Annotated in this window: 27 protein-coding genes and 1 tRNA gene; 17 read left to right on the top strand and 11 right to left on the bottom strand. The window is 66.4% G+C overall.

What is annotated here, in order from left to right; translation table 11 throughout:
• Positions 1-65: 65 nt before the first annotated feature.
• From H9639_RS05650 to H9639_RS05640, 3 genes are all read right to left on the bottom strand, one after another.
• The gene (locus H9639_RS05650) at positions 66-1,010 is read right to left on the bottom strand and encodes a dihydrodipicolinate synthase family protein (protein ID WP_191807151.1); all 945 of its coding nucleotides are present in this window, start codon (positions 1,008-1,010) and stop codon (positions 66-68) included.
• Between the two features lie 41 nt (positions 1,011-1,051).
• On the bottom strand, positions 1,052-2,065 hold the full coding sequence (locus H9639_RS05645) for a 1-aminocyclopropane-1-carboxylate deaminase (RefSeq protein WP_191807150.1): 1,014 nt from the start codon (positions 2,063-2,065) through the stop codon (positions 1,052-1,054).
• 63 nt (positions 2,066-2,128) lie between these two features.
• The gene (locus tag H9639_RS05640; RefSeq protein ID WP_191807149.1) at positions 2,129-2,464 is read right to left on the bottom strand and encodes a hypothetical protein; all 336 of its coding nucleotides are present in this window, start codon (positions 2,462-2,464) and stop codon (positions 2,129-2,131) included.
• Positions 2,465-3,171: 707 nt separating this feature from the next.
• On the opposite strand from H9639_RS05640, the gene H9639_RS05635 reads away from it, so the two are divergent.
• Together H9639_RS05635 and H9639_RS05630 are read left to right on the top strand one after the other, a co-directional pair.
• Positions 3,172-4,689 carry a SulP family inorganic anion transporter gene (locus H9639_RS05635; RefSeq protein ID WP_191807148.1) on the top strand — a complete coding sequence of 506 codons (1,518 nt, stop codon included), beginning with the start codon at positions 3,172-3,174 and terminating at the stop codon, positions 4,687-4,689.
• Positions 4,690-4,808: 119 nt separating this feature from the next.
• Complete coding sequence (locus tag H9639_RS05630; protein ID WP_191807147.1) at positions 4,809-5,354, top strand: dihydrofolate reductase family protein; 546 nt, start codon at positions 4,809-4,811, stop codon at positions 5,352-5,354.
• A gap of 48 nt (positions 5,355-5,402) precedes the next feature.
• Here H9639_RS05630 and H9639_RS05625 read toward each other — a convergent pair whose 3' ends face one another.
• Positions 5,403-5,768: a VOC family protein gene (locus tag H9639_RS05625; RefSeq protein WP_191807146.1), complete on the bottom strand. Its 366-nt coding sequence runs from the start codon at positions 5,766-5,768 to the stop codon at positions 5,403-5,405.
• A gap of 95 nt (positions 5,769-5,863) precedes the next feature.
• Here H9639_RS05625 and H9639_RS05620 point away from each other — a divergent pair, with 95 nt between their 5' ends.
• The 9 genes from H9639_RS05620 (at position 5,864) to H9639_RS05580 (ending at position 14,263) form a co-directional block, all read left to right on the top strand.
• Positions 5,864-6,817: a helix-turn-helix transcriptional regulator gene (locus H9639_RS05620; RefSeq protein ID WP_191807145.1), complete on the top strand. Its 954-nt coding sequence runs from the start codon at positions 5,864-5,866 to the stop codon at positions 6,815-6,817.
• A 153-nt stretch (positions 6,818-6,970) separates the two neighbouring features.
• Complete coding sequence (locus H9639_RS05615) at positions 6,971-7,897, top strand: SDR family NAD(P)-dependent oxidoreductase (RefSeq protein WP_191807144.1); 927 nt, start codon at positions 6,971-6,973, stop codon at positions 7,895-7,897.
• A 2-nt stretch (positions 7,898-7,899) separates the two neighbouring features.
• Positions 7,900-8,793, top strand: coding sequence for an amidohydrolase family protein (locus tag H9639_RS05610; RefSeq protein WP_191807143.1), 894 nt, complete (start codon positions 7,900-7,902; stop codon positions 8,791-8,793).
• Positions 8,790-9,992 carry an acyl-CoA dehydrogenase family protein gene (locus H9639_RS05605; RefSeq protein WP_191807142.1) on the top strand — a complete coding sequence of 401 codons (1,203 nt, stop codon included), beginning with the start codon at positions 8,790-8,792 and terminating at the stop codon, positions 9,990-9,992. The genes H9639_RS05610 and H9639_RS05605 overlap by 4 nt, the downstream gene beginning before the upstream one ends.
• Positions 9,993-10,006: 14 nt before the next feature.
• Positions 10,007-11,485 carry an ATP-binding protein gene (locus H9639_RS05600; RefSeq protein ID WP_191807141.1) on the top strand — a complete coding sequence of 493 codons (1,479 nt, stop codon included), beginning with the start codon at positions 10,007-10,009 and terminating at the stop codon, positions 11,483-11,485.
• Between the two features lie 48 nt (positions 11,486-11,533).
• Positions 11,534-12,022: an RNA polymerase sigma factor gene (locus H9639_RS05595; RefSeq protein ID WP_318241991.1), complete on the top strand. Its 489-nt coding sequence runs from the start codon at positions 11,534-11,536 to the stop codon at positions 12,020-12,022.
• Positions 12,019-12,642, top strand: a complete 624-nt coding sequence (locus tag H9639_RS05590; protein ID WP_191807139.1) for a methylated-DNA--[protein]-cysteine S-methyltransferase — start codon at positions 12,019-12,021, stop codon at positions 12,640-12,642. Before H9639_RS05595 ends, H9639_RS05590 begins: the two co-directional genes overlap by 4 nt.
• Positions 12,639-13,325 (top strand): alpha-ketoglutarate-dependent dioxygenase AlkB family protein, encoded by a 687-nt coding sequence (locus H9639_RS05585; protein WP_191807138.1) that lies wholly within the window; start codon positions 12,639-12,641, stop codon positions 13,323-13,325. The genes H9639_RS05590 and H9639_RS05585 overlap by 4 nt, the downstream gene beginning before the upstream one ends.
• Positions 13,322-14,263 carry a DNA-3-methyladenine glycosylase family protein gene (locus H9639_RS05580; RefSeq protein ID WP_191807137.1) on the top strand — a complete coding sequence of 314 codons (942 nt, stop codon included), beginning with the start codon at positions 13,322-13,324 and terminating at the stop codon, positions 14,261-14,263. The genes H9639_RS05585 and H9639_RS05580 overlap by 4 nt, the downstream gene beginning before the upstream one ends.
• Here H9639_RS05580 and H9639_RS05575 read toward each other — a convergent pair.
• Positions 14,260-14,643, bottom strand: a complete 384-nt coding sequence (locus tag H9639_RS05575; RefSeq protein ID WP_191807136.1) for a DUF1304 domain-containing protein — start codon at positions 14,641-14,643, stop codon at positions 14,260-14,262. The genes H9639_RS05580 and H9639_RS05575 overlap by 4 nt on opposite strands.
• Positions 14,644-14,849: 206 nt before the next feature.
• On the opposite strand from H9639_RS05575, the gene pstS reads away from it, so the two are divergent.
• The 3 genes from pstS to H9639_RS05560 all read left to right on the top strand — a co-directional run bounded on the left by pstS (position 14,850) and on the right by H9639_RS05560 (position 17,876).
• Entirely contained in the window at positions 14,850-15,995 is a 1,146-nt protein-coding gene (gene pstS, locus H9639_RS05570) for a phosphate ABC transporter substrate-binding protein PstS (protein ID WP_191807135.1), read from the top strand.
• 98 nt (positions 15,996-16,093) lie between these two features.
• Positions 16,094-16,294, top strand: coding sequence for a hypothetical protein (locus tag H9639_RS05565; RefSeq protein WP_225216870.1), 201 nt, complete (start codon positions 16,094-16,096; stop codon positions 16,292-16,294).
• A 91-nt stretch (positions 16,295-16,385) separates the two neighbouring features.
• The gene (locus H9639_RS05560; RefSeq protein WP_191807134.1) at positions 16,386-17,876 is read left to right on the top strand and encodes a mannitol dehydrogenase family protein; all 1,491 of its coding nucleotides are present in this window, start codon (positions 16,386-16,388) and stop codon (positions 17,874-17,876) included.
• A gap of 7 nt (positions 17,877-17,883) precedes the next feature.
• Here the strand turns inward: H9639_RS05560 and H9639_RS05555 are convergent, their stop codons facing one another.
• The 4 genes from H9639_RS05555 to H9639_RS05540 form a co-directional block, all read right to left on the bottom strand.
• A complete protein-coding gene (locus H9639_RS05555; RefSeq protein WP_191807133.1) occupies positions 17,884-19,296 on the bottom strand; it encodes an APC family permease in 1,413 nt (470 codons plus the stop codon).
• Between the two features lie 258 nt (positions 19,297-19,554).
• Positions 19,555-19,631: transfer RNA gene (locus H9639_RS05550), tRNA-Met, on the bottom strand.
• Between the two features lie 86 nt (positions 19,632-19,717).
• On the bottom strand, positions 19,718-20,587 hold the full coding sequence (locus H9639_RS05545; RefSeq protein ID WP_318241989.1) for a sugar-binding transcriptional regulator: 870 nt from the start codon (positions 20,585-20,587) through the stop codon (positions 19,718-19,720).
• A gap of 204 nt (positions 20,588-20,791) precedes the next feature.
• On the bottom strand, positions 20,792-21,202 hold the full coding sequence (locus H9639_RS05540; RefSeq protein ID WP_191807132.1) for a VOC family protein: 411 nt from the start codon (positions 21,200-21,202) through the stop codon (positions 20,792-20,794).
• 251 nt (positions 21,203-21,453) lie between these two features.
• Here H9639_RS05540 and H9639_RS05535 point away from each other — a divergent pair, with 251 nt between their 5' ends.
• The 3 genes from H9639_RS05535 to H9639_RS05530 all read left to right on the top strand — a co-directional run bounded on the left by H9639_RS05535 (position 21,454) and on the right by H9639_RS05530 (position 23,718).
• Positions 21,454-22,617, top strand: coding sequence for a calcium:proton antiporter (locus H9639_RS05535; protein ID WP_318241988.1), 1,164 nt, complete (start codon positions 21,454-21,456; stop codon positions 22,615-22,617).
• A 214-nt stretch (positions 22,618-22,831) separates the two neighbouring features.
• Positions 22,832-22,966, top strand: a complete 135-nt coding sequence (locus H9639_RS17020; protein WP_263598536.1) for a hypothetical protein — start codon at positions 22,832-22,834, stop codon at positions 22,964-22,966.
• Positions 22,945-23,718 carry a YqjF family protein gene (locus tag H9639_RS05530; RefSeq protein WP_318241987.1) on the top strand — a complete coding sequence of 258 codons (774 nt, stop codon included), beginning with the start codon at positions 22,945-22,947 and terminating at the stop codon, positions 23,716-23,718. Before H9639_RS17020 ends, H9639_RS05530 begins: the two co-directional genes overlap by 22 nt.
• Before the next feature lie 38 nt (positions 23,719-23,756).
• Here the strand turns inward: H9639_RS05530 and H9639_RS05525 are convergent, their stop codons facing one another.
• Both H9639_RS05525 and H9639_RS05520 read right to left on the bottom strand, forming a co-directional pair.
• On the bottom strand, positions 23,757-24,326 hold the full coding sequence (locus H9639_RS05525) for an NADPH-dependent FMN reductase (protein WP_191807130.1): 570 nt from the start codon (positions 24,324-24,326) through the stop codon (positions 23,757-23,759).
• Positions 24,327-24,390: 64 nt separating this feature from the next.
• Positions 24,391-24,972 carry a TetR/AcrR family transcriptional regulator gene (locus H9639_RS05520; RefSeq protein WP_191807129.1) on the bottom strand — a complete coding sequence of 194 codons (582 nt, stop codon included), beginning with the start codon at positions 24,970-24,972 and terminating at the stop codon, positions 24,391-24,393.
• Positions 24,973-25,034 lie beyond the last annotated feature (62 nt).

Here is a 25,034-nt window from a genome sequence, read left to right as displayed (position 1 = left end):
CTGACTTCCGGTCGGAGTCACCGAATGCGGTGGCCGGGCTCACGTCAGGCCAAACCGGGCAGTTTTCAGGCCAGCCGGAGTTCTTCCAGGACACGGGCCACCCGGGTACGTCCGTTGCTGTCCAGCCCGCGGAGGGGCAGGGGCAGGCTTGCGTGCGGCGCCAGCCCAAGCTGTTCGGCAATGGCGGCCGTAACCCGGAGGCTGCCGAACTCGGCGAAGAGCTGCCACAGGGGAGCCAGCCGCGCCGATTCGGCGGCGGCGGCGGCTGCTCTGTCCGTCTGGTGCGCCCGGTCCGCCTGGTCTGCCTCGTCCGCTGTGTTCGCACTGTCCGCCCGGGCAGCGCGCAGGATCCGCAGTGCGGGGGCCGGGAGCGTTCCGGCGATCACCGAGTACCAGGCGTCGCACCCCGCGGCCAGGCCGTCCGCCGCCGTCGCATCACCGGAAATACCGATGGTGACGTGCTCCGGAAGCACTGCCCGGATTCCTGCGACCCGTTCGCGGGCCTTAGCTGCAGCCTGCGGGACACCGGGGATCTTGATGGACGCGATCCCGGGCAGCTCCGCTATCCGTGCGTAGAGCTCCGTGCTGAAGCTGAAATGGGTGGTGCCGGGGTTGTCGTAGACGATCACAGGCAGGTCAGTGCCGCCGGTGACGCTCCGGAAGAGGCCCAGGACGTCGTCGTCGGTCAGCGGCTGGTAGCTCATGGGTGCCAGCAGGATGCCGGCCGCGCCCGCGGCCTCCGCGGAGCGGACGTTCGCCAGGACATGCGAGGTCCGCAGCGCGCCGACACCCACAAACACCGGTACTCCGCCAGCGTGCTCCACGGCCAGCTGCGCCACCCGGGCACGCTCCGCGGCGGTCAGGTAGGCGTAGGAACCGGTGGATCCCAGTGCGGTGATGGAGTCGACGCCGGAGTCCGCGAGCCGCTGGACGAGGCCGGTGAAGGCGGCCTCGTCAACGGAGTCGTCTTTGAGCGGGGTCAGGGGAAATGCGCTGAGGCCGGTGAACATGAGCTGACTGTAACCGTGCCTTCCGGCGGGGTGGGCAAGTGTTACGAGCGGAACAGTCCGCTGTAGGCGTTGAGTGCCAGCTGACCGCCCAGATGGGCGTAGAGCACCCTGCTGCCGGCCGGGATCTCCCCGCTGGTCACCAGGGAGATCAGGCCCGCGAGGGACTTTCCCTCGTAGACCGGGTCGGTAATCATCGCCTCGAGCGAGGCACCGAGCCGGATCGCTTCCAGCGTGGAGTCCACCGGAATGCCGTAGAGGTCCCCGGCCCAGCCCTCCAGGACGGTGATCTCATCGTCGCGCAGGTCCCGGTCCAGGCCGATCAGCTCCGCCGTGTTCCGGGCGATGCGCTCCACTTGGTCCCGGGTCTTCTGCAGGGTCGCTGAGGCATCGATGCCGAGCACCCGCCGTGGCCGGTCCTGTCCGGCGAAGCCGGCGATCATGCCCCCGTGGGTGGAACCGGTGACCGTACAGACAATGATGGTGTCGAAAAAGATGCCCAGCTCACGCTCCTGCTGCTGAACCTCGTACGCCCAGTTGGCGAAGCCCAGGCCGCCCAACGGATGGTCAGAGGCGCCGGCCGGAATCGCGTAGGGCGTGCCGCCGTCGGCCTTCACCTCGTCGATGGCGGCCTCCCAGCTGCTGCGGAAACCGATGTCGAACCCGGCGCTGTCCAGCCGGACGTCCGCCCCCATGATCCGGGAAAGCTGGATGTTGCCCACCCGGTCCGAGAGCGGGTCCGGCCAGTCCACCCAGTTCTCCTGCACCAGCCGTGCCTTCAGGCCCAGCTTTGCGGCAACCGCGGCAACCTGCCGGGTGTGGTTGGACTGGTAGCCGCCGATGGACACCAGCGTGTCCGCACCCTGCGCCAGCGCGTCCGGCACCAGGTATTCCAGTTTGCGGGTCTTGTTGCCGCCGAACGCGAGGCCGCTGTTGACGTCCTCCCGCTTCGCCCAGATCTCGACGCCGCCGCCCAGGTGCTGGCTTAGGCGGGGGAGTGGGTGGACCGGGCTGGGCCCGAAGGTCAGGGGATAGCGCTCAAAGTCCGTGATGGCCATGCGGACGAGTATGCCTTATGCCTCATGCCGGAGCGTGGAACCCAAAAGCGGGTGGGTCTTGGCTCAGGGCGTCAGAAATTCTCGGTCCTGCTGCCCAGCGTCAGGGTTCCGTTCGGGCTCGGCCGGGATCCAGCCGGCGACGCTCTGGTGCGACAAAGGCTCGCTGTCAGAGAACGGACGGAAACCGTAAGAGGTGATGAGTCTGCGCTGGTCCGATTCATCCCACAGGCTTGACTGCATGACCGCGAGCCTGCCCGCGGCGTCCTCAGCCAGGATTTGGACCTTCCGGTTGCGGCCCAATTCCCCAGTGGTTTCGACCCGCAGGATGTTTGTCACTTCCGCTGCGGGGACATCGAGGAAATGCCTGTACGGGGTTTCGGCGAAATTGTTCGGGTGCATTTTCCTGGTTCGCCAGTCGGGTCCTGGCGCTTTATCGGCTCGGGAGAGAAGGCACAGCGTTCCCTCCGCATCCCGCCTGCGGCTGAGGAGTTCGTACTCCTGTCCACGCCAGGTTCCGAAGTCCGCGGTGAGTCTGGTGCCGTCTGCACGCCACCGGCTGACGCCCGGCACGAATGATGGTTCCTCTTCCACATTTCCTGCTTTCTACGGCTGCTGTTCCTGTTTTGACCCTCTCATACGAGCTGTTTGGGCCTGAGCGGCTGGCCGTCCGTGTTTTGCTCCGTTTTGAGACAATCCTTCCGGTTTGGGACTTTCCTGCCGCGGCGCCGCGCAGGATTGTCCCCATCTGGCAGGGAAGTCCCGAAACGCAGGGAAAGGGTCACCCGGGAGGTCCCCATCTGGCAGGGAAGTCCCGAAACGCAGGGAAAGGGTCACCCGGGAGGTCCCCATCTGGCAGGGATGTCCCGAAACGCAGGGAAAGGGTTACCCGGGAGGTCCCCATCTGGCAGGGATGTCCCGAAACGCAGGGAAAGGGCCACCCGGACCCCCCATCCGGCGGGCACCGCGAGCCGAGCGACGCTCCGGACTGCGTCTCCGCCAGCGGCTGGACTTCCATTGCGGGGACACCGCGCCGGTATTCTGGAACCGGATTCGTCGCACGGCCCCCGGCATTCCGCCCCGGCCGCCGAATGCCCCCGCACACCCGAATGGAAACCGCCTTGTCCCTACCTGCCCCGACTCCCGTTCCAGCGCACTCCGCCCCGCAAACTGTCCTCTCCACCCTGCGCTCGCCGCGGCTGCTGAAAACCGAGGTGCTCGCCGGACTGGTGGTGGCCTTGGCCCTGATCCCGGAGGCCATCGCCTTCTCGGTGATCGCCGGCGTCGACCCGCGGATGGGCCTGTTCGCCTCCTTCACCATGGCCGTGACCATTGCGTTCGTGGGCGGACGGCCAGCCATGGTTTCCGCGGCTACGGGAGCCGTGGCGCTGGTCATCGCCCCGGTTGTTGCCAGCCACGGCGTGGAGTACCTGGTGCCAACCGTGATCCTGGCCGGGATTTTTCAGATCCTGCTCGCGCTCGCCGGGGTCGCCAAGCTGATGCGATTCATTCCGCGCTCCGTGATGGTGGGCTTCGTGAACGCGCTGGCCATCCTGGTGTTTTCCTCCCAGCTGCCCGAACTGATCGGGGTGCCGTGGCTGGTCTACCCGATCGTCGCCGTCGGGCTGCTGATTGTGTTCCTGCTGCCCCAACTGACGACGGCGGTGCCCGCACCGCTGGTGGCGATCGTCCTGCTCACGGCTGCCGCCGTCGCCGCCGGCTGGAACGTCCCGACGGTGGGGGACAAGGGTGAGCTGCCGGACAGCCTGCCGGCCCTGCTTTTCCCCGATGTTCCGCTGACCCTGGAAACCCTGCAGATCATTGCGCCCTTCGCCGTGGCGATGGCGTTCGTGGGTCTGCTCGAATCGCTGCTGACCGCCAAGCTGGTGGACGACATCACCGACACCCGCTCCTCCAAGCCACGGGAGGCCGCCGGGCAGGGCATCGCCAACATCGTCACCGGGTTCTTCGGCGGGATGGGCGGCTGCGCCGTCGTCGGGCAGACCATGATGAACGTAAAGGCCTCCGGCGCCCGGACCCGGATTTCCACGTTCCTGGCCGGTGTTTTCCTGCTGATCCTGGTGGTGGTGCTGGGCGACATCGTGGCGCTGATTCCCATGGCGGCGCTGGTCGCGGTGATGATCTTCGTGGCCTGGGCCGCGTTCGACTGGCACAGCATCCGCCCGTCCACGCTGCGCCGGATGCCCCGGTCGGAAACCGTGGTGATGGTGACCACCGTCGTCGCGACCGTGCTCACGCACAACCTGGCAATCGGCGTCGGCATCGGTGTCCTGGTGGCGATGGTCCTGTTTGCCCGGCGCGTGGCGCACTTCGTCACCGTGCAGCGGACGGTGGCCGACGACGGCGCCGCGGTCACCTATGCGGTGCGGGGCGAGTTGTTCTTCGCCTCCTCGAACGACCTTTATACCCAGTTCGAGTACGCGCTGGACCCGGCAGACGTGGTGATCGACATGAGCGGCTCGCATGTTTGGGATGCCTCCACCGTCGCGGCGCTGGATTCCATCACCGAAAAGTACCGCAGCCGCGGCAAAACCGTCCGGATCACGGGCCTGAATGACTCTTCACTGTCCCTGCAGGGCCGGCTTTCGGGGGAGCTCGGCGGCTGACCGGTGCCCGGGCTCTGGCGCGGGTACCCGCCTGCGCGTTAGAAATAGCCTGAACCCCCGCGACCTGGCCCCGAACTTCACGGCCAGGCCCGGGAAACTGCGAAGAGGCGGGCGGAACCATGGGAAAAGTCCTGATTCACGCAACGGTGACCGTGGACGGTTTTATGGCGGACAGCGACGGCGGCGTCGACTGGATGTTCGACGCCGAGTCGGTGGAGGCGGACACCGCGCTGGTGAACCGCGTGGTCCGGGAGATCGGTGCCGTGGTGGGCGGCGCGAACAAAACCCAGACGATCGAACCGGGAGAAGAACCCTACGGGGGCATGCTGAAAGTCCCGGTGTTCCTGATGACCCATTCGCCCCGCGGCCCCATCGAAAAGGACGGCACCACCTACGCGTTCCTGGACGATCTCCCGCAGGCCGTAGAGCAGGCACGGACCGCGGCGGGGGAGAAGGCGGTGGCACTGCTGGGCGGCAGCATCTCCCGGCAGTGCCTCGAACTCGGGATCGTCGATGAAATCCAGCTGCATGTGGTGCCAATCCTGCTGGGCCGGGGCATCTCCCTGTTCAGCGGGCTCGAGCGTCCGGTCAATCTGGAGCGGCTGGAGACGGAGGCCTTCGCCGGTGGCATCCACCTGCGCTTCCGGGTGCTGCAGCCCGGTTAGGTGCCCAAAGGCCGCGCTGATCCCGCCGCGCCAGTTCGCTCCCGAACATCAGTCCATGGGTGAGACCCGGATGAGGTTCCCATCCGGATCGGCGACCACAAACGTGCGGCCGAAGACATCATCGTGGGGTCGCTCCAGCACCGTGACTCCCTTGGCTTCCCACTCCGCAAAGACCTCGTCTACCGCAGATGCGGCCCCTGGAATCATCAGGCCGATTTCAGAGGTCCGCGGCGTAGCGGGCTCCGCGTGGTCGCTGCGTCCGGTCCACAAAGCGAAGAGCACTCCCGGCGCGGCCTCGAAAGCGACATACCGGGGACTGATAAACACAGGCTCCATCTCGAACAGCGAACGATAGAACTCGGTAGCAGCTTCAGTTTCCCGGACATAGATCAGGAACAAGTTGGGGGCAGTCATGGGGGTCTCCTCAAGCGACGGGAAAAACACTTCAGACTGACTCAAGCGCTGAATCCCGACAGAACCTGTCATGTTTTACGCCATGATGGTGAATCATGAGAGCCTCCCGCCTACTGGCCATGCTTCTGGTCCTGCAAACGCGGAACCGGATGACCACCCGCGAACTGGCCGAACGGCTGGAAGTGTCCCAGCGAACGGTTCTTCGTGACGTGGAAGCACTGTCAGCCGCTGGAGTTCCCGTCTACGCAGAGCGGGGCAGGCGGGGCGGCATCGTTTTGCTCCCGGGCAGCCGATTGAACGCCTCCCAGCTTGAACCGGCTGAGATGGAAGCTCTGTCCCTAGCTGGCCTGGACAGCGCACAGCGGGAAGAGCTTGGTCTGGCGGCCGCCCACGAAATGGCAACTCACAAGATCGCCGCGCGCCAGGCCACAGTTGCCGCCTCGAAACCGGGGCTGGCAGACCTTGTCATCGTTGATAACGCCAGCTGGCTTTCCGCCGCCGGGCAGGCCACGGATGTGGCTGCCCTGGCACTCGACCTGCGCGGAGGGAACCGGCTCCGGGTTTGGTATCGGCACAGCGGAAACCGGCAGGCCGCCGGGATGGTGGTGGACCCGTATGGTCTGGCGTCCAAAGCGGGCCGATGGTACCTGGTGGCCGATCGTGAGCAGGAACCCAGGCTTTTTAACCTCGATCGTCTGGAAAATTATGTGGTGCTGCCCGACGCCGCGAAGACCCGGGCGGGCCAAGACCTGCGCACGGTCTGGGCGGACCTCAGGCAACGGACGGAGACGCTCGGTCCGGTTGTGCTTCACGCGCGATTACGGGCAAACCGCCTCGATCTGGCGGGCCGGATCCTGGGTTCGCGGCTCATAAACACCGGACCGGCCAGCCGGGGGTGGTGCCCGGCGGAGATCAGTTATCCCGATGTCGAATCGGTGCGGCAACTGCTGCAGTTCGGAGACCATATCGAGGTGCTTTCGCCGCCGGAGGCGCGCCGGCGCTTTTATGAGCTGGCGTCCGGCATTGCGCAGCGCCACCGGCCGGAGTAGCTGTCCAGGGCGTGGGGCGGCAAGTCCAGCGGAAGGTGCTGCGCCAGGGATAGGTGCACTCTTAAACCGTTGACTTTTTCAACCATTCCGGCAAGGATGGAACAAAACAGCAGGTCAACGGCGCCCGGCACTGCCGGCAGAAAAGGAGCCACCATGTCCTTGGACGGCAAAACCGCGATTGTTACCGGCAGCGGGCGGGGGCTGGGCCTGGCCTACGCCCGGGAACTGGCCCGGCAGGGCGCAGCGGTAGTGGTGAACGACGTCGATCAGGCCGTTGCTGATGAAGCGGTAGCGGTGATTAAGGCCGACGGCGGCCGCGCGGTTGCGGTGGTGGCTCCGGTCGGGTCGACCGAGACGGCGAAGGCCCTGGTGGCCGCTGCCGTGGAGAACTTCGGCGGCCTGGACATTCTGGTGACCAATGCCGGGGTGCTGCGGGATAAGAGCCTGCTGAAGATGACCGATGAGGACTTTGACCTGGTCATTAACGTGCACCTGCGCGGCACGTTCACCTGTGTCCGGGAGGCGTACGCGTACTTCAAGGAAAACAATGTGGCGGGCCGGATCATCACGATTGGTTCCCCGACGGGTCAGCGCGGGAACTTCGGGCAGACCAACTACGCTGCAGCGAAGGCCGGGATCGTGGGCATGGTCCGCACCTGGGCGCTGGAAATGAAGAAGGCCGGCGTGACCGCGAACGCCGTCATTCCGGTCGCGGCGACGGCGATGACCAAGACCGTTCCGTACTTCGCTGCCGCGGTTGAGGCCGAGGAGCGCGGTGAGGCGATGCCGGACTTCTTCCGCAAGGAGCTGGGCTTCGGCACGGCGGAGGATGTGGCCGGGCTGATCGCGTTCCTGGCTTCGGAGGATGCTGCCGGGATCACCGGTCAGGCCATTGGTGTGGGTGGGGACCGGCTGCAGCTGTGGTCCCATCCGGAAGCTATTGCCTCGGAGTACCGGGACGGCGGCTGGACCTATCAGGATCTCGCGGCGGCGTTCCCGTTCGCCGGCAGCCTGCAGGGTGTGGGGGAGAAGTTCCCGCCGCTGCCCGCCGAACTCCAGCCCGAAGCGGTGGCGAAGTAGCCATGGCACCCACACGCTACGAGTTGGGCCTGGATGTTGCCTCGTTGACCGCGATCGACATGCATGTGCATATCGAAATCGACGGCCACGGACACGTTTCGCTGCCGCAGGACCTGATGGACGCCTCGAGCAAGTACTTCAAGGCCGAGGAGCGGACGCCGTCGCTGGACGCGATCGCCGCGACCTATCGTGAACTGAACATGGCTGCCGTGGTATTCACTGTGGACGCCCGGACCCGGTTGAAACACGAGCCGAACAGCATCGAGGAGATTGCCGAGGGCGCAGCCCGGAACAATGACGTGCTGATCCCGTTTGGGTCTGTAGATCCGCTTACCGGTGCCGACGCCATCGACCGGGCGAAACAGCTGGTTGAGGACTACGGGGTCCGTGGGTTCAAGTTCCACCCAAGCCTGCAGGGATTCAATCCCTCGGACCAACGGTATTACCCGCTGTGGGAAGCTCTGCAGCAGCTCGGCCTGCCGGCGGTCTTCCATACCGGGCAGAACGGCATGGGTGCCGGTACACCCGGCGGGTCCGGAATCAAGCTGGGCTACTCGAACCCGCTGCTGCTGGATGAGGTTGCCGCGGATTTCCCGCAGTTCCAGATCATCATGGCGCACCCGTCGGTGCCGTGGCAGGACGAAGCCAACTCGATCGCCACACACAAATCGAATGTCTTCATCGACCTGTCCGGCTGGTCGCCCAAGTACTTCCCGGAGTCGCTGGTGAAGCTCTCCAACTCCGTCCTGCAGGACAAGGTGCTCTTCGGCACCGATTACCCCTTGATCACCCCGCAGAAGTGGATGAGTGCGTTCGCGGACCTGCCGTTGAAGGACGCGGTGCGGCCCAAGATCCTCAAGGAAAACGCCGTGCGTCTGCTGGGACTGGGCTCATGAGCGCCCGGGTGAGTGCCGGAGACGCAGCAGCGTTCTACCCCTCGGACCGCTACGGCTACTCCGAACTGCTCAGCACCCCGGAACTGGCAGCGCTGGGCCAGCTGCGGACCGTGCTGGATAAGCAGGTCGCCCCGCTGCTGGGCGAGTACTGGGAAGCCGGGGAATTCCCGTACCAGATCCGCCAGCCGCTGGTGGACCTGAACCTCATGGCACCCGAGGGCGCCACCGACAGCCAGGGACGCACCTCCGGGCTGTACACCGGCTTCCGGAACTTTGAGCTGGCCCGCACCGATGCGTCTGTGGCCACGTTCTACAACGCCCAGTCCGGCCTGTTCCGCACCACCGTTCTGAAAGGCGGCAGCCCGGAACAGGCGGCGGACCTGGATCCCAAGATCCGCTCCTTCGAGTACACCGGCGTCTTCGCCCTGACCGAACCGGACCACGGCTCGGACATAGCCGGCGGCCTGGAAACCTCCGCCTGGCGCGAGGGTGATAACTGGGTGATCAACGGCGCCAAGCGCTGGATCGGCGGGGCCTTCACCGCCGACGTGCTGGCGGTCTTCGCCCGGGATGAAGCCGACGGGCAGGTCAAAGCCTTCCTCGTTCCGCGCGAAACCCCCGGCGTCTCGATGAGCAAAATCCTGCGCAAGACCTCCCTGCGGATGATGCAGAACGCCGACATCGAACTCCGGGCCGTCCGGGTGCCCGATACCGCCCGGCTCAGTAACATCAACTCGTTCAAGGACGTCGCCGCGCTGATGCGCCGGCTGCGTTCCGACGTCGCGTGGATCGCCTGCGGGCTGCAGGCCGGCGCCTACGAGGCGGCCCTGCGCTACACCCTGGAACGGCAGCAGTTCGGCCGGTCGCTGGCCTCCTTCCAGCTCACTCAGCAGAAGCTCGCCACCATGGCAGCCAACGTCACGGCCTCACTGGGCATGGTGGTCCGGCTGACCCAGCGCCAGGAAGAGGGCATCTTCCGGGACGAGGACTCAGCCATGGCCAAGATGTTCACCTGCACCGCGATGCGGGAAACCGTGGCATTGGCCCGCGAAGTGGTGGGCGGCAACGGCATCACCCTGGACACCGACGTCGCCCGTTTCCATGCGGACGCCGAGGCGGTCTACTCCTACGAGGGGACCCATGACATCAACGCCTTGATCCTGGGCCGCGCCCTCACCGGAACGGGCGCCTTCCGCTGATAGGGTCGGCGCCCATGGAGAAGAACCTCGCGGACTTCCTGGCCAGCTTCAGCGCCGCAATCGACCTCGCCCAGCAGCAGCGCTTCCAGTCCCCGGACCGGGAGCGGCTGCGGGATGCCATCAGCCGCCATTTGGGCTGCCCGGCCCAGGATGTGCCGATCGTGGCCGAGACAATTCCGTTCCACCGGTTCGCGGACCTGGACATCGCGCTGGAACGGTTGGCTGCGGCGGACCCGGACAATGTGCTGATTGGCATGGGCGGCGGCCAGCAGCGCCGGCACCTGACCCTCTCCGATGTAGTGCAGGAGGACGGTTATAGCAACGTTCCGGTGGGCCAGCCGGACTATGTGAACGTCCCCATCGGTCCAGGGGAGAGCCGCGAAGCCCTGGCCCTGGGTATCCGGCTCTTCCGCCACCGCGGGATTCCCGTTGCCGTAATGCAGCGCAACGGGGATCCGCAGACCGGCAGTCCGGACGCGAGCATCGCGGTGATGGCAGCGGACCGTTCCGCGGCAGCCGCCGTGCTGGCTGCCGTCCAGGAAGACCTGCGGACCAACAGCGTCCTGCGGGGCCAGGTGGTGTCGCTAGGGTTTGACCCCTATGGCCAAAACGGCGCCGGCGTCACGTTCCTCTCCAGGCCCTTACTTCCCATCAGCGAAGTGATCCTGCCCGACGGCGTGCTGGAGCGGGTCCGCAGCCACGTCATCGGCATCGCCGGGCACCGCAGCCAGTTGAAGGCAGCCGGCCAGCACCTCAAGCGCGGTGTCCTGCTCTACGGTCCGCCCGGCACCGGGAAGACCCATACCGTCAGACACCTGCTCAGTGAAACTCCCGGCACGACGGCGGTGCTCCTCTCCGGCGGTTCCCTCGGCGCTGTCTCCCACGCGGCGAAACTTGCCCGGGCCATGGCTCCGTCCCTGGTGGTGCTGGAAGACATTGACCTGATTGCTGAAGACCGGAGCATGGGCCACGGGCCTCAGCCGCTGCTGTTCGAAGTCCTTGATGCCTTGGACGGACTCGACGCCGATGCGGATGTCTCGTTCATCATGACCACTAACCGGGTGGACGTCCTGGAACGGGCACTGGCGCAGCGGCCCGGCCGGGTGGACCTCGCCGTCGAAATTCCCCTGCCGGATGCCGCCGACCGCGCCCGATTGCTGGAACTGTATGCACCGGCCGGCACGTTCTCCGCGGCCGCCCTGGCACAGGTGGCGGAACAAACAGAGGGAGCAACGGCGTCGTTCGCCCGGGAACTGGTGCGCCGCGCTGTCCTGGCGGCGGCGGAAGCGGGGGAGGACCCCGGCGACGCACAGCTGCTCGGTGCAGCCGAAAGCCTCTCCGGACAACGCGAAGCCCTGACCCGCAGCCTGCTGGGCGCGGGTCCTGAGGCGGAGGGTCAGGAGCCTGCAGGGCCCGATGCCGCCGGAGGGTTCGCCACAGGACCGCGCGCCGGCTTCGGCTGGTCACCACTGCCGCACGCGGGCCTGGGCTAATCCGGAACCTCACAAAACCCTGCTGCCGCGCGTCTACAGTATGTGGAAGTGAAACCGTTCGAAGCGATCGTCAGGGAACACGGAGCCGTGGTGCTGCGCGTGTGCCGCGCTGTCCTGGGACCCGACGACGCCGAGGACGCCTGGTCCGAGACGTTCCTCGCTGCCCTGCGCGCCTACCCGGAACTGCAGGCTGGAGCCAACGTCCAGGCCTGGCTGGTCACGATTGCCAAGCGAAAGGCCATCGATGTCCACCGTTCCGCCGCCCGCCGCCCGGTGCTGGTGCCTGAACTCCCCGAGCCTGGGAGCGACGGCGGCAGGAGCACAGAGACACCCGGTCCCGGCGACCATGACGGACTGTGGGCCGCCCTGCGGACCCTGCCGCAGCGCCAGCGGGAGGCGCTGGCCTACCACCACCTTGCCGGACTGCCTTTCGCCGAGGTGGCTGTGCTGCTGGGCAGTACCGAGGCAGCCGTCCGCCGCTCCGCCGCGGACGGTATGAAGAAACTGAGAACCATGGATGGAGAGGACCTCCGATGAGCCTGCCTGTGGATACCGTGCCGGACGCCGGACTGAGCTCTGCCCTGGCCGCCGGAGAAGAGCAAGCCCTGGCCCGGCTGCAGGCCCGGCTCGCGGCCGGGGCCGAACAGCGAGACCTGCTCGACGTCGCCTACACCGTCATCGACTCACCCGTTGGGGACCTGCTGCTCGCCGCCACCCCTGCCGGACTGGTCCGGGTGGGGTTCGGCATCGAAGGCCACGACGCCGTCCTGGAACAGCTCGCCGCGCGGATCAGTCCACGCATCCTTGCCGCTCCAGAGCGCCTGGCCGCGCCGGTCCGCCAACTGAAAGAGTATTTCGCGGGCACCCGGCAGCGGTTCGACCTGCCGCTGGATTTCCGCCTGGCCACCGGCTTCCGCCGCACCGTCGTCGAGCACCTCTCCGACATCGGCTACGGCGCCACCGCCAGCTACGCGGCCCTCGCCGCCCTGGCCGGGAACCCCGGCGCGGTCCGCGCCGCCGGTACGGCCTGCGCCCGGAATCCACTGCCCGTGGTGGTTCCCTGCCACCGGGTGGTGCGCTCGGACGGCAAAATCGGCAATTACCTCGGCGGCAGCGACGCCAAGCGCACCCTGCTGCAGATGGAAGCCGCCGCATGACCGGGCAGCTTTTCCCGCGGGAACGTTCCGCTCCGTCCGCCGGTGCCGTCCATGTTCCTGGCTGGCTGGATACCGCCCAGCAGCGCAGCATCGTGGAGGCCTGCCGGGCCTGGGCGATCGGCCCGGTGCCGATGCGCTCCGCCGTCCTCCCCGGCGGACACAAAATGTCGGTCCAGACGGTCTGCCTGGGCTGGCACTGGCAGCCGTACAAATACACCCGCACAGCGGACGACGCCGGCGGCGGCCGGGTGGCCGAGGTTCCGGACTGGCTCATCCACCTGGGACGCGACGCCCTCCGCACCGCCTACTTCGCCGAGGGGCAGGCTGGCTACGCTCCGGAGATCTTTGACCTGGAGGACTACACCCCGGACACGGCCCTGATCAACTACTACGCCGACGGTGCCCACATGGGCATGCATCAGGACAAGGATGAGAAGTCCAGTGCCCCGGTGGTCTCCCTCAGCATCGGTGACAGCTGTATATTCCGTTTCGGGAATACACAGACCCGCACCAAGCCCTACACCGATCTGGAGCTGGTCTCCGGGGACCTGTTCGTGTTCGGCGGCCCGTCACGCTTCGCCTATCACGGCGTGCCCAAGACGTTGCCCGGCACAGCGGACCCGGAAACCGGTCTGCCCCGCGGGCGGATCAACATCACCCTCCGCATGACCGGACTTCAATGAGCAACCCCGAAGTCTGCGTCCCCGGAATCCCGGCGACGCAGGCAGTTCAGACGGCCGGCCGGACCCACCTGCTGGAAGCCGGCGGGCCGTTCCCCTGGCAACCCCTGGTCCGCAGCTTGGCCGCACACGCAGTTCCGGGACTTGAATCCGTGGAAGGCACCGCGGCAGGTGCCGCCCTGACCCGGCTGCTGCCGTCCCCGGACGGTCCGGTGCTGGCACGCGTGGAGTTCAGTTCCGCGGACGGACTGACCGTGCGGTTCGACGGCGGCACCCCGGCCGGTGATGCCGCGCGCCTCGCGCTGGTCCGGCGCTGGCTGGACCTGGACGCAGACACCCCCGCCGTGGACGGCTTCCTGGCGGGCTTTCCGCGCCTGGCCCCGCTGGTAGCCAGGCACCCCGGCCTGCGGATTCCCGGAGCCGTGAACCCGTTCGAAACCGCCGTGCTGACCGTGCTGGGCCAGCAGGTCTCCCTCGCCGCTGCCAGGACCTTCGGCGCCCGGTTGGTTTCCGAGTACGGCACCCCTGGTCCCGGGGGCTTCCGGCTGTTTCCCTCGGCATCAGCCTTGGCGGAGGTTCCCGCCGGGGAGCTGCAGACCGCCCTGCGGATCACCGGGGCGCGGTCCCGGACCATCCACACACTCTCCGTCGCTGTCGCCGGCGGTCTTGACGTGGGGAACGGCGGTCAGCGGGCCGCGCTGCTGGCGCTGCCGGGCATCGGACCCTGGACCGCCGACTACCTGGCGGTCCGTGCCGGAGGGGACCGGGATGCGTTTGTTCCCGGCGACCTGATTCTGCGGCGCGCCCTCGGCGTCGCCACGGCGCGGGAAGCGGAAGGCCTGGCTGAACCATGGCGGCCCTGGCGGGCCTACGCCCTCTTCCACCTCTGGACGGACCACGCGTACGACGGCGCTCCGCTGCCCGCGCAGGCCGGTGCCTAGGAACCCAGCAGTGCCAGCAGCAGTGCGAGCAGCGCCGGTATCCCCCGGATCAGGGCGATCCGCCCCAGGGGCCATTTCCCGGCCAGCAGCACCACTGACGCAAGGGCCATGCAGGCGGTGGAAAAGCTCATCAGAGTCAGCCCCGCAACCGGATTGCTCACGCCGAGCAGCAGCACACCCAGAACGGCACCCACGCCGAGGAACAAACTGTAGAAACCCTGGGTGTAGGCCAGCGGCTGCGTGGCCTCGGCGTCCTGCGGCGACGTGATTCCATAGGCGTCCATGGTTTCGGGAGCAGTCCAGCGCAGGGATTCCAGCACAAAGAAGTAAAAGTGGACGGCGGCGGCAACCAGCGTGAATACGGCGGCGGCAATCAGCACTGCAACCCCCTCGGCGCTGGAACCCTGGCGGACGGACAATGCCGCATGAACAGCTGTGGTCCGCGGTGCCGTTCATCCTTCCACTCTGGAGCCGCCGAGCCAAGAGCGGGAGATGCTCCCAGTTGGCGGTGAAGACTAATCGGCGGCTAGCCTTGAAGTTGCGAAGGGGAAGCGCAGTGCATAATGCACTGCCGCCCGGTCGCCCGATGCCATTTCCCCCAAAGGAGCCCACCAACGTGCGCACTTCCCGTCCGCTTCGTACCCTGGCAGCCGCAGCCGCCGCAGTGCTTGCGCTCTCAGCCTGCGGCTCCGATTACCCCCTGGGCGAGGAACAGCGCAAAGCTGCGGAAAACAGCACCTCCACCCTTGCCGGAATCATCTCCGGCTCCGGCTCGACAGCCCAGGGTCCGGCCATGGATGCCTGGATCGGCGGCTTCCGGGTGCTGCACCCCAAGGTGCAGGTTCAGTACTCCCCGGACGGTTCGGGAGCCGGCCGTAACGCCCTGCTGGCCGGTGCCGTGAACTTCGCCGGCTCCGACGCCTACCTGCAGGAAGAGGAACTCGGCGAGGCCCGTGAGACCTGCGGACCCGACGGCGCCATGGATATTCCTGCGTACATTTCCCCCATCGCGGTGGCCTTTAACCTGCCGGGCATCGACTCGCTGAACATGGACGCCGGCACCATTGCCAAGCTGTTCCGCGGCGAGATCGAATTCTGGAATGATCCCGTGATTGCCGCGCAGAACCCCGGTGTGGAGCTGCCGCAGACGCGGATCACCGCCGTCAGCCGCGCGGACGATTCCGGCACCACGGAGAACTTCACCGAATACCTGCACGAGGCCGCTCCGGAGGAATGGCCGACCGCTCCCTCCGGGTCCTGGCCCGGCGGGCTGGGCGGCGAAAACGCCCAGGGCAGCGCCGGTGTGATCAGCACCGTGACCCGCACGGAAGGCGCCGTCGCCTACTCCGATGACTCCGTGGTTGACGATTCCCTCGGAACCGTCAACCTAAAAGTGGGCGAAGAGTACGTGCCCATCAGCGCCGAGGCAGCCTCGATCGCCGTCGAGCAGGCCAGCCGGGTCCAGGGCCGCGGCGAACACGACATAGCCCTGCACCTGGACCGCACCACCACCGCACCCGGCGCCTACCCCCTGGTGCTGATTTCCTACCAGATCTTCTGCACCAGCTATGAGGACGCGAACACCGCTGAGCTCGTGAAGACGTTCGGCCAGTATGTGGTGAGTGAGGAAGGCCAGCAGGCCTCCGCGGAAGCCGCGAAGAGCGCGCCGATTCCGGACAGCCTGGCGGTGCAGGCGCGCGCGGCGATCGAGAGCATCTCCGTTCGGCCATAGGTCGAAGCAGGCCCCTCCGGGACCGTCTTCAGTGCCCCCCTTGCGCCCCTGAAGGGCCGGTGGCACGGTGGACCTACCGCGAAGGAAAGGGGGCTGCTGTGCAACCAATCAGGATCGAGCGGTGGTGGCCGTATCTGGACACCACGGCCAAGCAATGGCTTCGGGAAAACCTCCGCCACGACGGTATTCCGTCCAAAATCCAGGACCGGATTGCTGAAGCCGGCGGACCGGTCATCGACCCCATTCTCGGCGTCGGGGACTGGGACTTTATCGAAACGCAGTCAGAACTGGTGGATTAGCTCGCTGCTGCGTTTGCTCGTTTGAGTGGATGCTGTGTGCTCACATGATAAATTGAGCCGCACGTATCCGCTCCTCCCAACAGGTGTGACCATGAGCAAACTCAGCACAGCAGCCCTGTCCGGCCTGCCGGAGACATTGTCTGTCCCGGCCTACGACCGTTCGGCGATCAGCGTGGGCATAGTCCACTTCGGTGTTGGGGGGTTCCACCGCGCCCACCAGGCCATGTACGTCGACCGGCTGATGAACGCCGGCCAGGCACTCGACTGGGGAATCTGCGGGGTGGGCGTGCTACCGGGCGACGCCGCCATGAAGACGGTCGTGGACAGCCAGGACTGCCTGTACACCCTTGTTCTCAAGCACCCGGACGGCACCCGCGAGGGGCGGGTCATCGGCTCAATCGTCGAGTACCTGCTGGCGCCGGAGGATCCCGAAGCGGTGATCGAAAAGATGGCCGCACCCGGCACCCGCATAGTTTCCCTGACCATCACCGAGGGCGGCTACAACTTCCACCACGTCACCGGCGAATTCGACGCCGGCAATTCCGCGGTGGCGGCCGACCTGGAACCCGGGGCAGTGCCCTCAACGGTTTTTGGGCTGGTCACCGAGGCGCTGGTCCGCCGGCGGGAGCGCGGCTTGCCGCCGTTCACGGTGATGTCCTGCGACAACATTCAGGGCAACGGCGATGTGGCACGGAGAATGTTCACCGCCTACGCGGACCTGCGCGCGCCCGGGCTGGGGGAATGGATGCGGGACAACGTGGCGTTTCCCAACTCCATGGTGGACCGCATCACCCCCGTCACCACCGAGGAGGACCGCGCCATGGTCGCCGAGGACTTCGGTGTGGAGGACGCCTGGCCCGTGGTGAGCGAGGATTTTGAACAGTGGGTGCTGGAGGAGGACTTTCCGCTCGGCCGTCCGCCGTTCGAGGACGCCGGGGTGCAGGTGGTGGACGACGTCGAACCCTTTGAGCTTATGAAGCTGCGGCTGCTCAACGCCAGTCACCAGGGCCAGTGCTACTTCGGGTATCTGGCCGGATACCGGTACGCGCACGAGGTGTGCCAGGACCCGCTGTTCGCCCGGTTCCTGCTGGACTACATGGATCTGGAGGCCACTCCCACCCTGAAGCCGCTGCCCGGCGTCGACCTGCAGGCCTACAAGCGCAAGCTGATCGAGCGCTTCTCCAACGAATACGTCCGTGACACCCTGGCCCGGCTCTGTGCCGAAAGCTCCGACCGGATTCCGAAGTGGCTGCTCCCTGTTATCCGCGAAAACCTCGCCGCCGGCGGGGAGATTCACCGCTCGGCGGCGATCGTCGCCAGCTGGGCCAGGTACACCGAGGGCACCGATGAACAGGGCGAACCGATCACGGTGGTGGACCGGCTGCGTGGACCGCTGATGGCAGCGGCCTCCCGGAACCGCGAGGATCCGCTTGCCTTCATTTCCCAGCCGGAGCTTTTCGGCGACCTGGCGTCAAACGACCGGTTTGTGCAGGCCTACACCGAGGCGCTGGCATTGCTGCACGACGCCGGCGCCCGGGCCACGGTGGAAAAGCTGGCTGCAGGCGGGGCCGGGACGGCGTAAACGCGTCCTACGGCCGCGGCTCGAGAATGGCCGGCTCCTCCGCAGCGGGGGTCATCCCTGCCCGGCGGGGCAGCGACGCGGCCGCCGCAAAGACGATCACCAGCGCGGCTCCCCAGATAACCGCCGCGAGACCACCGCCCACCAGAAGCGGGAAATTCCAGATCGAGAGCGCCAGCACCAGCAGCAGGCCTATGCCGCCCAGAACCGCTGCCGTTGTGACCATGGCGGGGGGAGCCTGGCCGGCGGCCTTCCGGGTCTTGGACCCGAAAACCACCACGGCGAAGCTGGTCAGCGCCATCATTACAATGACGCCGATCGCGCCCGCCCCCGAGTACCAGGTGTAGATCTGCAGCACGGGATCCAGCTGAGCGGCGGCTGAAACTACAACAACGGCCGATGTTACGGCACTGACCCACAGCGATGCCCGGGACGGGGCGTGGTGCCTGCGGTGCACCTGGGCCAGGCTCCCGGGCAGAACGCCGCGCTGGCCGAGGGTGAACAGGTACCGGGTCACGATGTTGTGGAACGCCAGCATGCAGGCGAACATGCTGGTTACCACCAGCACCTGGACTAAATCGGCCATGATGGGAGCCACTACCTGCCCTGCCAGGCCGATCACCACCTGGTCCGGATTTTCGCTCGAAGCGGTGACTGCGGTTTCCTCACCGAGTCCGCTGATGACCAGCCAGGATGACAGAGCGTACAGGGCTCCGATCGACAGGACGGCAATGTAGGTTGCGCGCGGAATGGTGCGTTCCGGATTGCGTGCCTCATTGCGGAATACCGCGGTAGCCTCGAATCCGAAGAATCCCAGGAAAACGAAAAGCACGCCCAGTCCCGGAGCCCCTGACAGGGCTTCCGCCGGGCTAAAGGGGGTGGAAGTCAGTTCCCGTCCGGAAAAAAGCACGCCAAGATCAATGGCCAGTACGGCCACGACTTCCAGCACCAGGACAATGCCGAGGACCTTCGCGGAAAGATTGATGTCGCGGAAGCCAAGGAGTCCAACAATGACCAGCATTACGGCAGAGATTAACCACCAGGGCACTGCCGCCCCGGTCCACAGGTGGATCAGGTTGCCTGCCTGCACGCCGAGGTAACAGGTCATGGAGACGGTCAGCAGTACATACGCGAACAGCGCGATCCCCGCAGTGCCCAGCCCGGCCCGCCTGCCCAGTCCCTTATCGACGTAGGAGTAGAAGGCGCCGGCATCGGGCACACGGGGTGTCATCCAGGAGAATCCGACCGAGAAAAGCAGCAGGATCACCATCGCGGTGAGCGCCATCAGTGGAACAGCGATTGACCCCGAAACCGTAATAATGATGGGGAAATTCGCGGCGACTACGGTGATCGGCGCGGCGGCGGCAATCACCATCAAGACGATGCCGGGCACCCCAAGCCGGCGGTTCAGAGTGGTTTCCAAAACTGTCCTTACTTCCTGCGGGGTGAATGGACGCACTTGTCTGGTCGAAGCGCACTCTTTTACCGCTGTATAGCCCTATTGATGGGCAGCAAAGAATCCCATCCGTTCAACGCTGATAATAGTCAATGACGGATGCCGGGCCTTAATATCTGTGTCACAACTCTTCGTTCATGACTTCCCGCAAAACCGGGCTCGATGCGGTGCCAGGGCAAAAAAATAGTCCCGACCGGCTAATGCCGGTTCAGGACTATTTCATAATGGTTGCGGGGGCAAGATTTGAACTTGCGACCTCTGGGTTATGAGCCCAGCGAGCTACCGAACTGCTCCACCCCGCGTCGTACTTAGAACTCTACAGCACCCTTGCCGGAGCTGCTAATCACGTGGTCCCCGTCACTATGCTGCCCGGTGGCTGCACTGGGGCCTAAGCGGGGAGGGGGCGCCCCGAAAGGGCAACGGCGAGTTCACTGTCGATCAGCAGGGTGGTGGCGAATCCGGCGGCCAGCACCGCATGCAGGGCATCGGCGCGCGCCGCGCCCTGGGCCACCGCCACCACCTTGGGGGTGTTCTTCAACTGGGCCACGGTCACCGCCAGAACCCGGTCATCGAGTTCGGAACTCACTGGATTGCCCTCAGCATCCAGCAGGCGGCCGGAGCATTCGGCGACGGCCCCGGCGTTGGCCGCCTCCAGCCTCAGCCGGTTATCCACCCGGTTCCAGACGGTGGAGAGCCCGGGTGCCCACGCCCCGACAGCCACGACGGCGGAATCCAGCGCGCCGGCCTTGCTGAGTGTGTCGGCAATTTCCGGCTGGCGGCGCAGGCTGTCTGCGGTGTGGGCGTCTTCCACCACCAGCGGCGCCCACAGCGGCCAGGTCCGGACGCCGTCGTGCCGGCCCAGGCTCTGGATCAGCTCCAGTGAATTGCCGCTGCCGGGGACGGGCAGCGCTCCGGCCAGCTGGACTATGTCGCAGGCGGGCAGGTGGGTGACATGGCCGGCAGCCAGGTCCAGGGTGCGGGACCAGGAGATGCCGATACTGGCCCCGGGTGCTGCAACGGCCATGATTTCCGCCGCCGTGTCCCTGGCCATGGCTTCCCGGGTGGCGCGGTCGTCCGGGCCGGTAGGGGTGATCCGCACCCGGTCGACGCCCAGTGCCGCGGCCAGGCTGGCCGGGTCCAGGTCTGTGGCAGCCTCCGGGAAGCGGACATCGATGTTCACGATGCCCAGGGCGCGGGCTTCGTCCAGATAACGGGCCACCTGGAAGCGTGAGAGGCCGTAGTTCCGGGCGATTTCCACCTTGGAGTGGTTGCTGAGGTAGTAGTCCCGGCCGATCCTGGCCAGCAGCTCTTCGTGTGACGTGCCTGGTCCGGTAATGGTTCAGCCCGCCTTCTCCGCCTGATCGACTAGGTGTTGTTCAGCTGATTCTAGATGACTGAAGTCACCTCCCGGCTGGGCGTGCGGGCCGCCGCCGCGGCTGTTTTCCGGGTCCGGCCGGCGCGCTTACTGCGCGCTGGCCGGGTCCATCCACATAAATTCCCAGATATGCCCGTCCGGATCGGTGCAGGAGCCCGAATACATACCGGGCATCATTTCCCGGGCCGGAGAGTAGATGGCCCCGCCCGCGGGCTCGACCTTCGCCAGCAGGGCATCGACCTCAGCGCGGCTGGCGCAGCTGATGCCGTTAATGACCGCCTTGCTGGACGCATCCGTATGCACCGCATCGCCGTCGGCCAAAAAGCTCTGGAAGAAGCTCTTTTCCAGGAGCATCACTACGATCGCATCCGAGATGACGACGGCGGTGGCCTGCTCGTCACTGAACAGGTCGTTCTTCTCGAAACCGAGTCCCAGGTAGAAGTTCGTGGACGCGGCCAGATCATTGACCGGCAGGTTGGGGAAAATCATGCGTTCCATGGCTGCTCCCATGCAGGTGGACGGCGGGTGTATGGCCCCAAATCTAACGGCGCAGCCGCCCGGGTCAAGGCCCTTGCGGCGGGAGCCCCGAGCTGGCAGCCGGACGTTGGCTATAATTGGGAGCAGCCACACGCTGTCCGGCCGCCACACCGGGTACCGGTACCACTGGACAGCAGCCGCGAACTTGATGGGCGGGACGACCCGCTCATTTCCTTTGATACGGGGACGACCCCGTTGAACAGGACGCTGCTGTGAGCCACGCTCATCCCCGCTCCATCATCACCCCCGCCGCCATCCTGCGCATTGTGCTTGGCTGGGGCACGTTCCTTGGCCTGATGATCGCCGGACCCATACTCGAACCGCCGGTTGCGGTCCCGGTGCTCATCATCGCCCTCATCATCATTGTCGGCGTCATCCTGGTCTGCGCCTTCGGCGTCGTCCACGAGGCCGAGCACCTGGCCCGCCGCCTCGGCGACCCCTACGGTTCGCTGATCCTGACGCTGTCGATCGTGATGATCGAGGTCATCCTGATCGCGGCCGTGATGCTGGGGCCGGGCGAGCACGCCACCATTGCCCGCGACTCGGTGATGGCCGTGTCCATGATCATCCTCAACGCCGTCATCGGACTGTCCCTGCTTGTGGGAGGGCTCAGGCATGGCGGTATGCGGCACAACCGCACCGGCACCTCGGCCTACCTTTCCCTGCTGGTCGTTCTGTCCTCGCTGGCCCTGGCCCTGCCGGCGCTCATCGGCATCGGCGGGTCCTACACCCCCGGGCAGGCGGTTCCGATCATCATCCTGACCCTGGCCCTCTACGTTTTCTTCCTGGTCCGGCAAATGGGCCGGCAGGCAGACGACTTCCGGGAAGTCAGCACCGCGCCGGAGCAGGGCGGGGCGGCCGGCGAGAGGACATCCCCGGACGGCAGCACCCGCCCGGGAGTGGGCCAGATCATCGCCGGACACCGGACCGAGCTGGTGCTGCGCGTTGCCGTGCTCCTGGTGACTGTCCTGCCCATCGTGCTGCTTTCGCACGACATGGCCGCACTGCTGGACGATGGGTTGGGACGGGTTGGCGCGCCGGCAGCGCTGGCCGGAATCCTGATCGCGATGATTGTGTTCCTGCCCGAATCGATCACGTCCATCCGGGCCGCGCTGAAAGGCGAGGTCCAGCGGGTCAGCAACCTGTGCCACGGGGCCCTCGTCTCAACGGTCGGCCTGACGATTCCGGCGGTCCTGATCATCGGCGCCCTGACCGGCCAGACCGTTGTGCTGGGCGAATCACCCGCCAACCTGCTGCTGCTGGGCGTGAGCCTGCTGCTGTCCATCACCACCTTCGCGGCGAAGAGGACCACGGCCATGCACGGGGCCGCGCACCTGGCGGTGTTCGTCGTCTACGCCCTGGTGGTGTTCGCCTAGCCGGACTATGCCGCAGGCGGGCAGGTGGGTGACATGGCCGGCAGCCAGGTCCAGGGTGCGGGACCAGGAGATGCCGATACTGGCCCCGGGTGCTGCAACGGCCATGATTTCCGCCGCCGCGTCCCTGGCCATGGCTTCCCGGGTGGCGCGGTCAGTAAACTGATGATTTCCGGCCGTTGCTGGACGGTCTGCGTCCCCCACCCCAAGGAGACCGATGCCCATCAAATTGTCCGCCGCCACGCCCCAGCGGTCCCGTTCGGACAGGGGCGACCCCAACCGCCTGGCCCAGCTCGCCGCCTTCCCGCGCAGCGGAATCCCCCTGGTTTCGTGGAACAAGGGGCCGGCGTAGTTGTGCGGCATCAAGCCGGATTTCGTCCTTCGGGGGACCCCTGGCCGGAAGGGCCCGAGGTGCTGCCTGGTCCGACGCTGGTGTCCCAGCGATGGTCTGATGCCGTTTTCCTGCATTGGCCAATACCGCCGGCCTGGGCTGAGCCTTATTTGCCGGACGGTGTGGAGCCGGACGTCTTTTTCGGTTCCACGTGGGTTGGATTGATCGGATTCCGGCTTCACCGAACCCGGCTGGCCGGCAGGATTCCGCTGCCCTGGCTTGGTTCCTTCACGGAAATCAACGTCCGGCTTTACACGCGGGGCAGGGACGGGACCCGCGGGGTTTTATTCGTCTCCCTTGATGCAGCCCGCCTGCCCACCGTCCTGGGAGCGCGGGCACTGAGGGTTCCGTATATCTGGTCCAGGTGCGTGCCAACGCGTGCGTCCGGGGCCACAGGCAGCTATGGCTATCAGGTGAGGCGCTGGGGGAGCACGCTGGATTCCAGGTTCAGCGTGCATCCGGATTACGGGGCGGAGGCAACCGACGACCTGTCTTTGGAAGTCACTGCCCGCTTTGGGGCACACGCGAGTCTGTTCGGGCGGACGTTTTTTGTGCCGAACACGCATCGGCGGTGGCCGTTGTACAAGGCTGAGCTCCAGGAATGGGACACTCAGCTGCTGGCTTCAGCTGGGTTCCCGGTGAATGGCGCACCGGAATCGGTCCTGTTCTCCCCGGGCGTTTCCGCCCTGTTTGGCCGCCCCTGGAGATTGTAGGCGGCAGGTCACTGGGCGGCTCCTTCCATGGACAGTTCTCACTGCCGGTCGGTCAGGATCCCCAGGAAATCCTCATCGACCCTGCGCAGCTGCGGCAGCGCAGGGCGCAGGGTGGCTGCCGGATCGGTCAGCTGCCAGTCCGGGTCCACGTCGTCGTCGGTGATCACGGCCTCCACATGGTTTTCAAGCACGGCCATGTGCAGGCCGTTCAGGACAGTGAGCAGCTGCTGGGCGCCCTTGTGTCCGCCGCGGGTCCCGTAGGTGAAGACGCTCGCCGGCTTGTCCCGCCACTCCACATATAAGTAGTCCAGGGCGTTCTTCAGCACGGCCGGGTAACCCCAGTTGTACTGCGGGAACACAAAGAGGAATCCGTCGAAGGACAGGACCAGCCGGCTCCAGGCGCGGGTGTGCTCGTGCCGGTAGTCCTGCAGTGCGGCTTTGAGTGGTTCATCGAGCAGCGGCAGGTCCACCTCCGCCAGGTCCAGCAGCTCGTAGTGAAGCGGGCTGCCTGCCTGCAGTTCGGCCTGCGCCCAGGCGGCCACCACGGGGCAGATCCGGGCAGGCCGCGTGCTGCCCACAACGACGGCGATTCGGCTGGGGATCTGCATGGGACACCTCCCGGATGCGGTTCAGGATCCCGGCACCTCATTGTCCACCCCCGGGGCCGTGAAGCTAAGCCGTTCGGTATGCCCCTACCGCTGCACGGGCCAAACGGCGCCCTGCCTCGATGGGGTCTGCCGGGTGTCCGCGCAGGAACGCCGCGAGCGTTCCGTTGTAAGCCAGGACGACGTCGTCAGCCAGCTCTGCCGCCCGCGCGCCGGCCAGCGGGCTGGCCAAATGCCGGAGACGGTCGTTGAGCAGCGCGGTATCCGCGGCTACGACGTCGCCGATCTCGCCCTGGGCATTGGGCAGTTCCGTGGCCGTGGCCAGGAAGGCGCACCAGCGCGCAGGGGGGAGCCGTTGCCCGCGGTAGGCCTCGAGGGCATCAAAAACGGCGAGCAGCCGCGCCTGATCGTCACCTGCGGAGATGATGCATTCGTCCCAGATGGACCGCCAGTCGGCGAGCCGCAGCCGCAGCGCCTCGGCGAGCAGGCCGTCCTTGCTGCCGAACTGTGCGTACAGGGTGGCGGTGGAGACTTCTGCCTGCCGCAGCAGGTCATCGACGGGCGTGGCCCGGATGCCGTTGGTGAACAGCACCCGGTCGGCTGCCTGGAGCAGCCGGGTGCGCGCCGGTGGTCGCTGGACGGTTGTCATCCTCCAACCCTAGCCACCCCTGTTTCAGAACGGTAGTTCTCCTGTACTGTAACGAGCGTTCT

Source organism: Arthrobacter gallicola (genome assembly GCF_014836775.1).
Lineage (GTDB): Bacteria > Actinomycetota > Actinomycetes > Actinomycetales > Micrococcaceae > Arthrobacter_B > Arthrobacter_B gallicola.
Note: the sequence above shows the minus strand (reverse complement) of the source record. Positions and strands in the feature narration are given on the sequence as shown.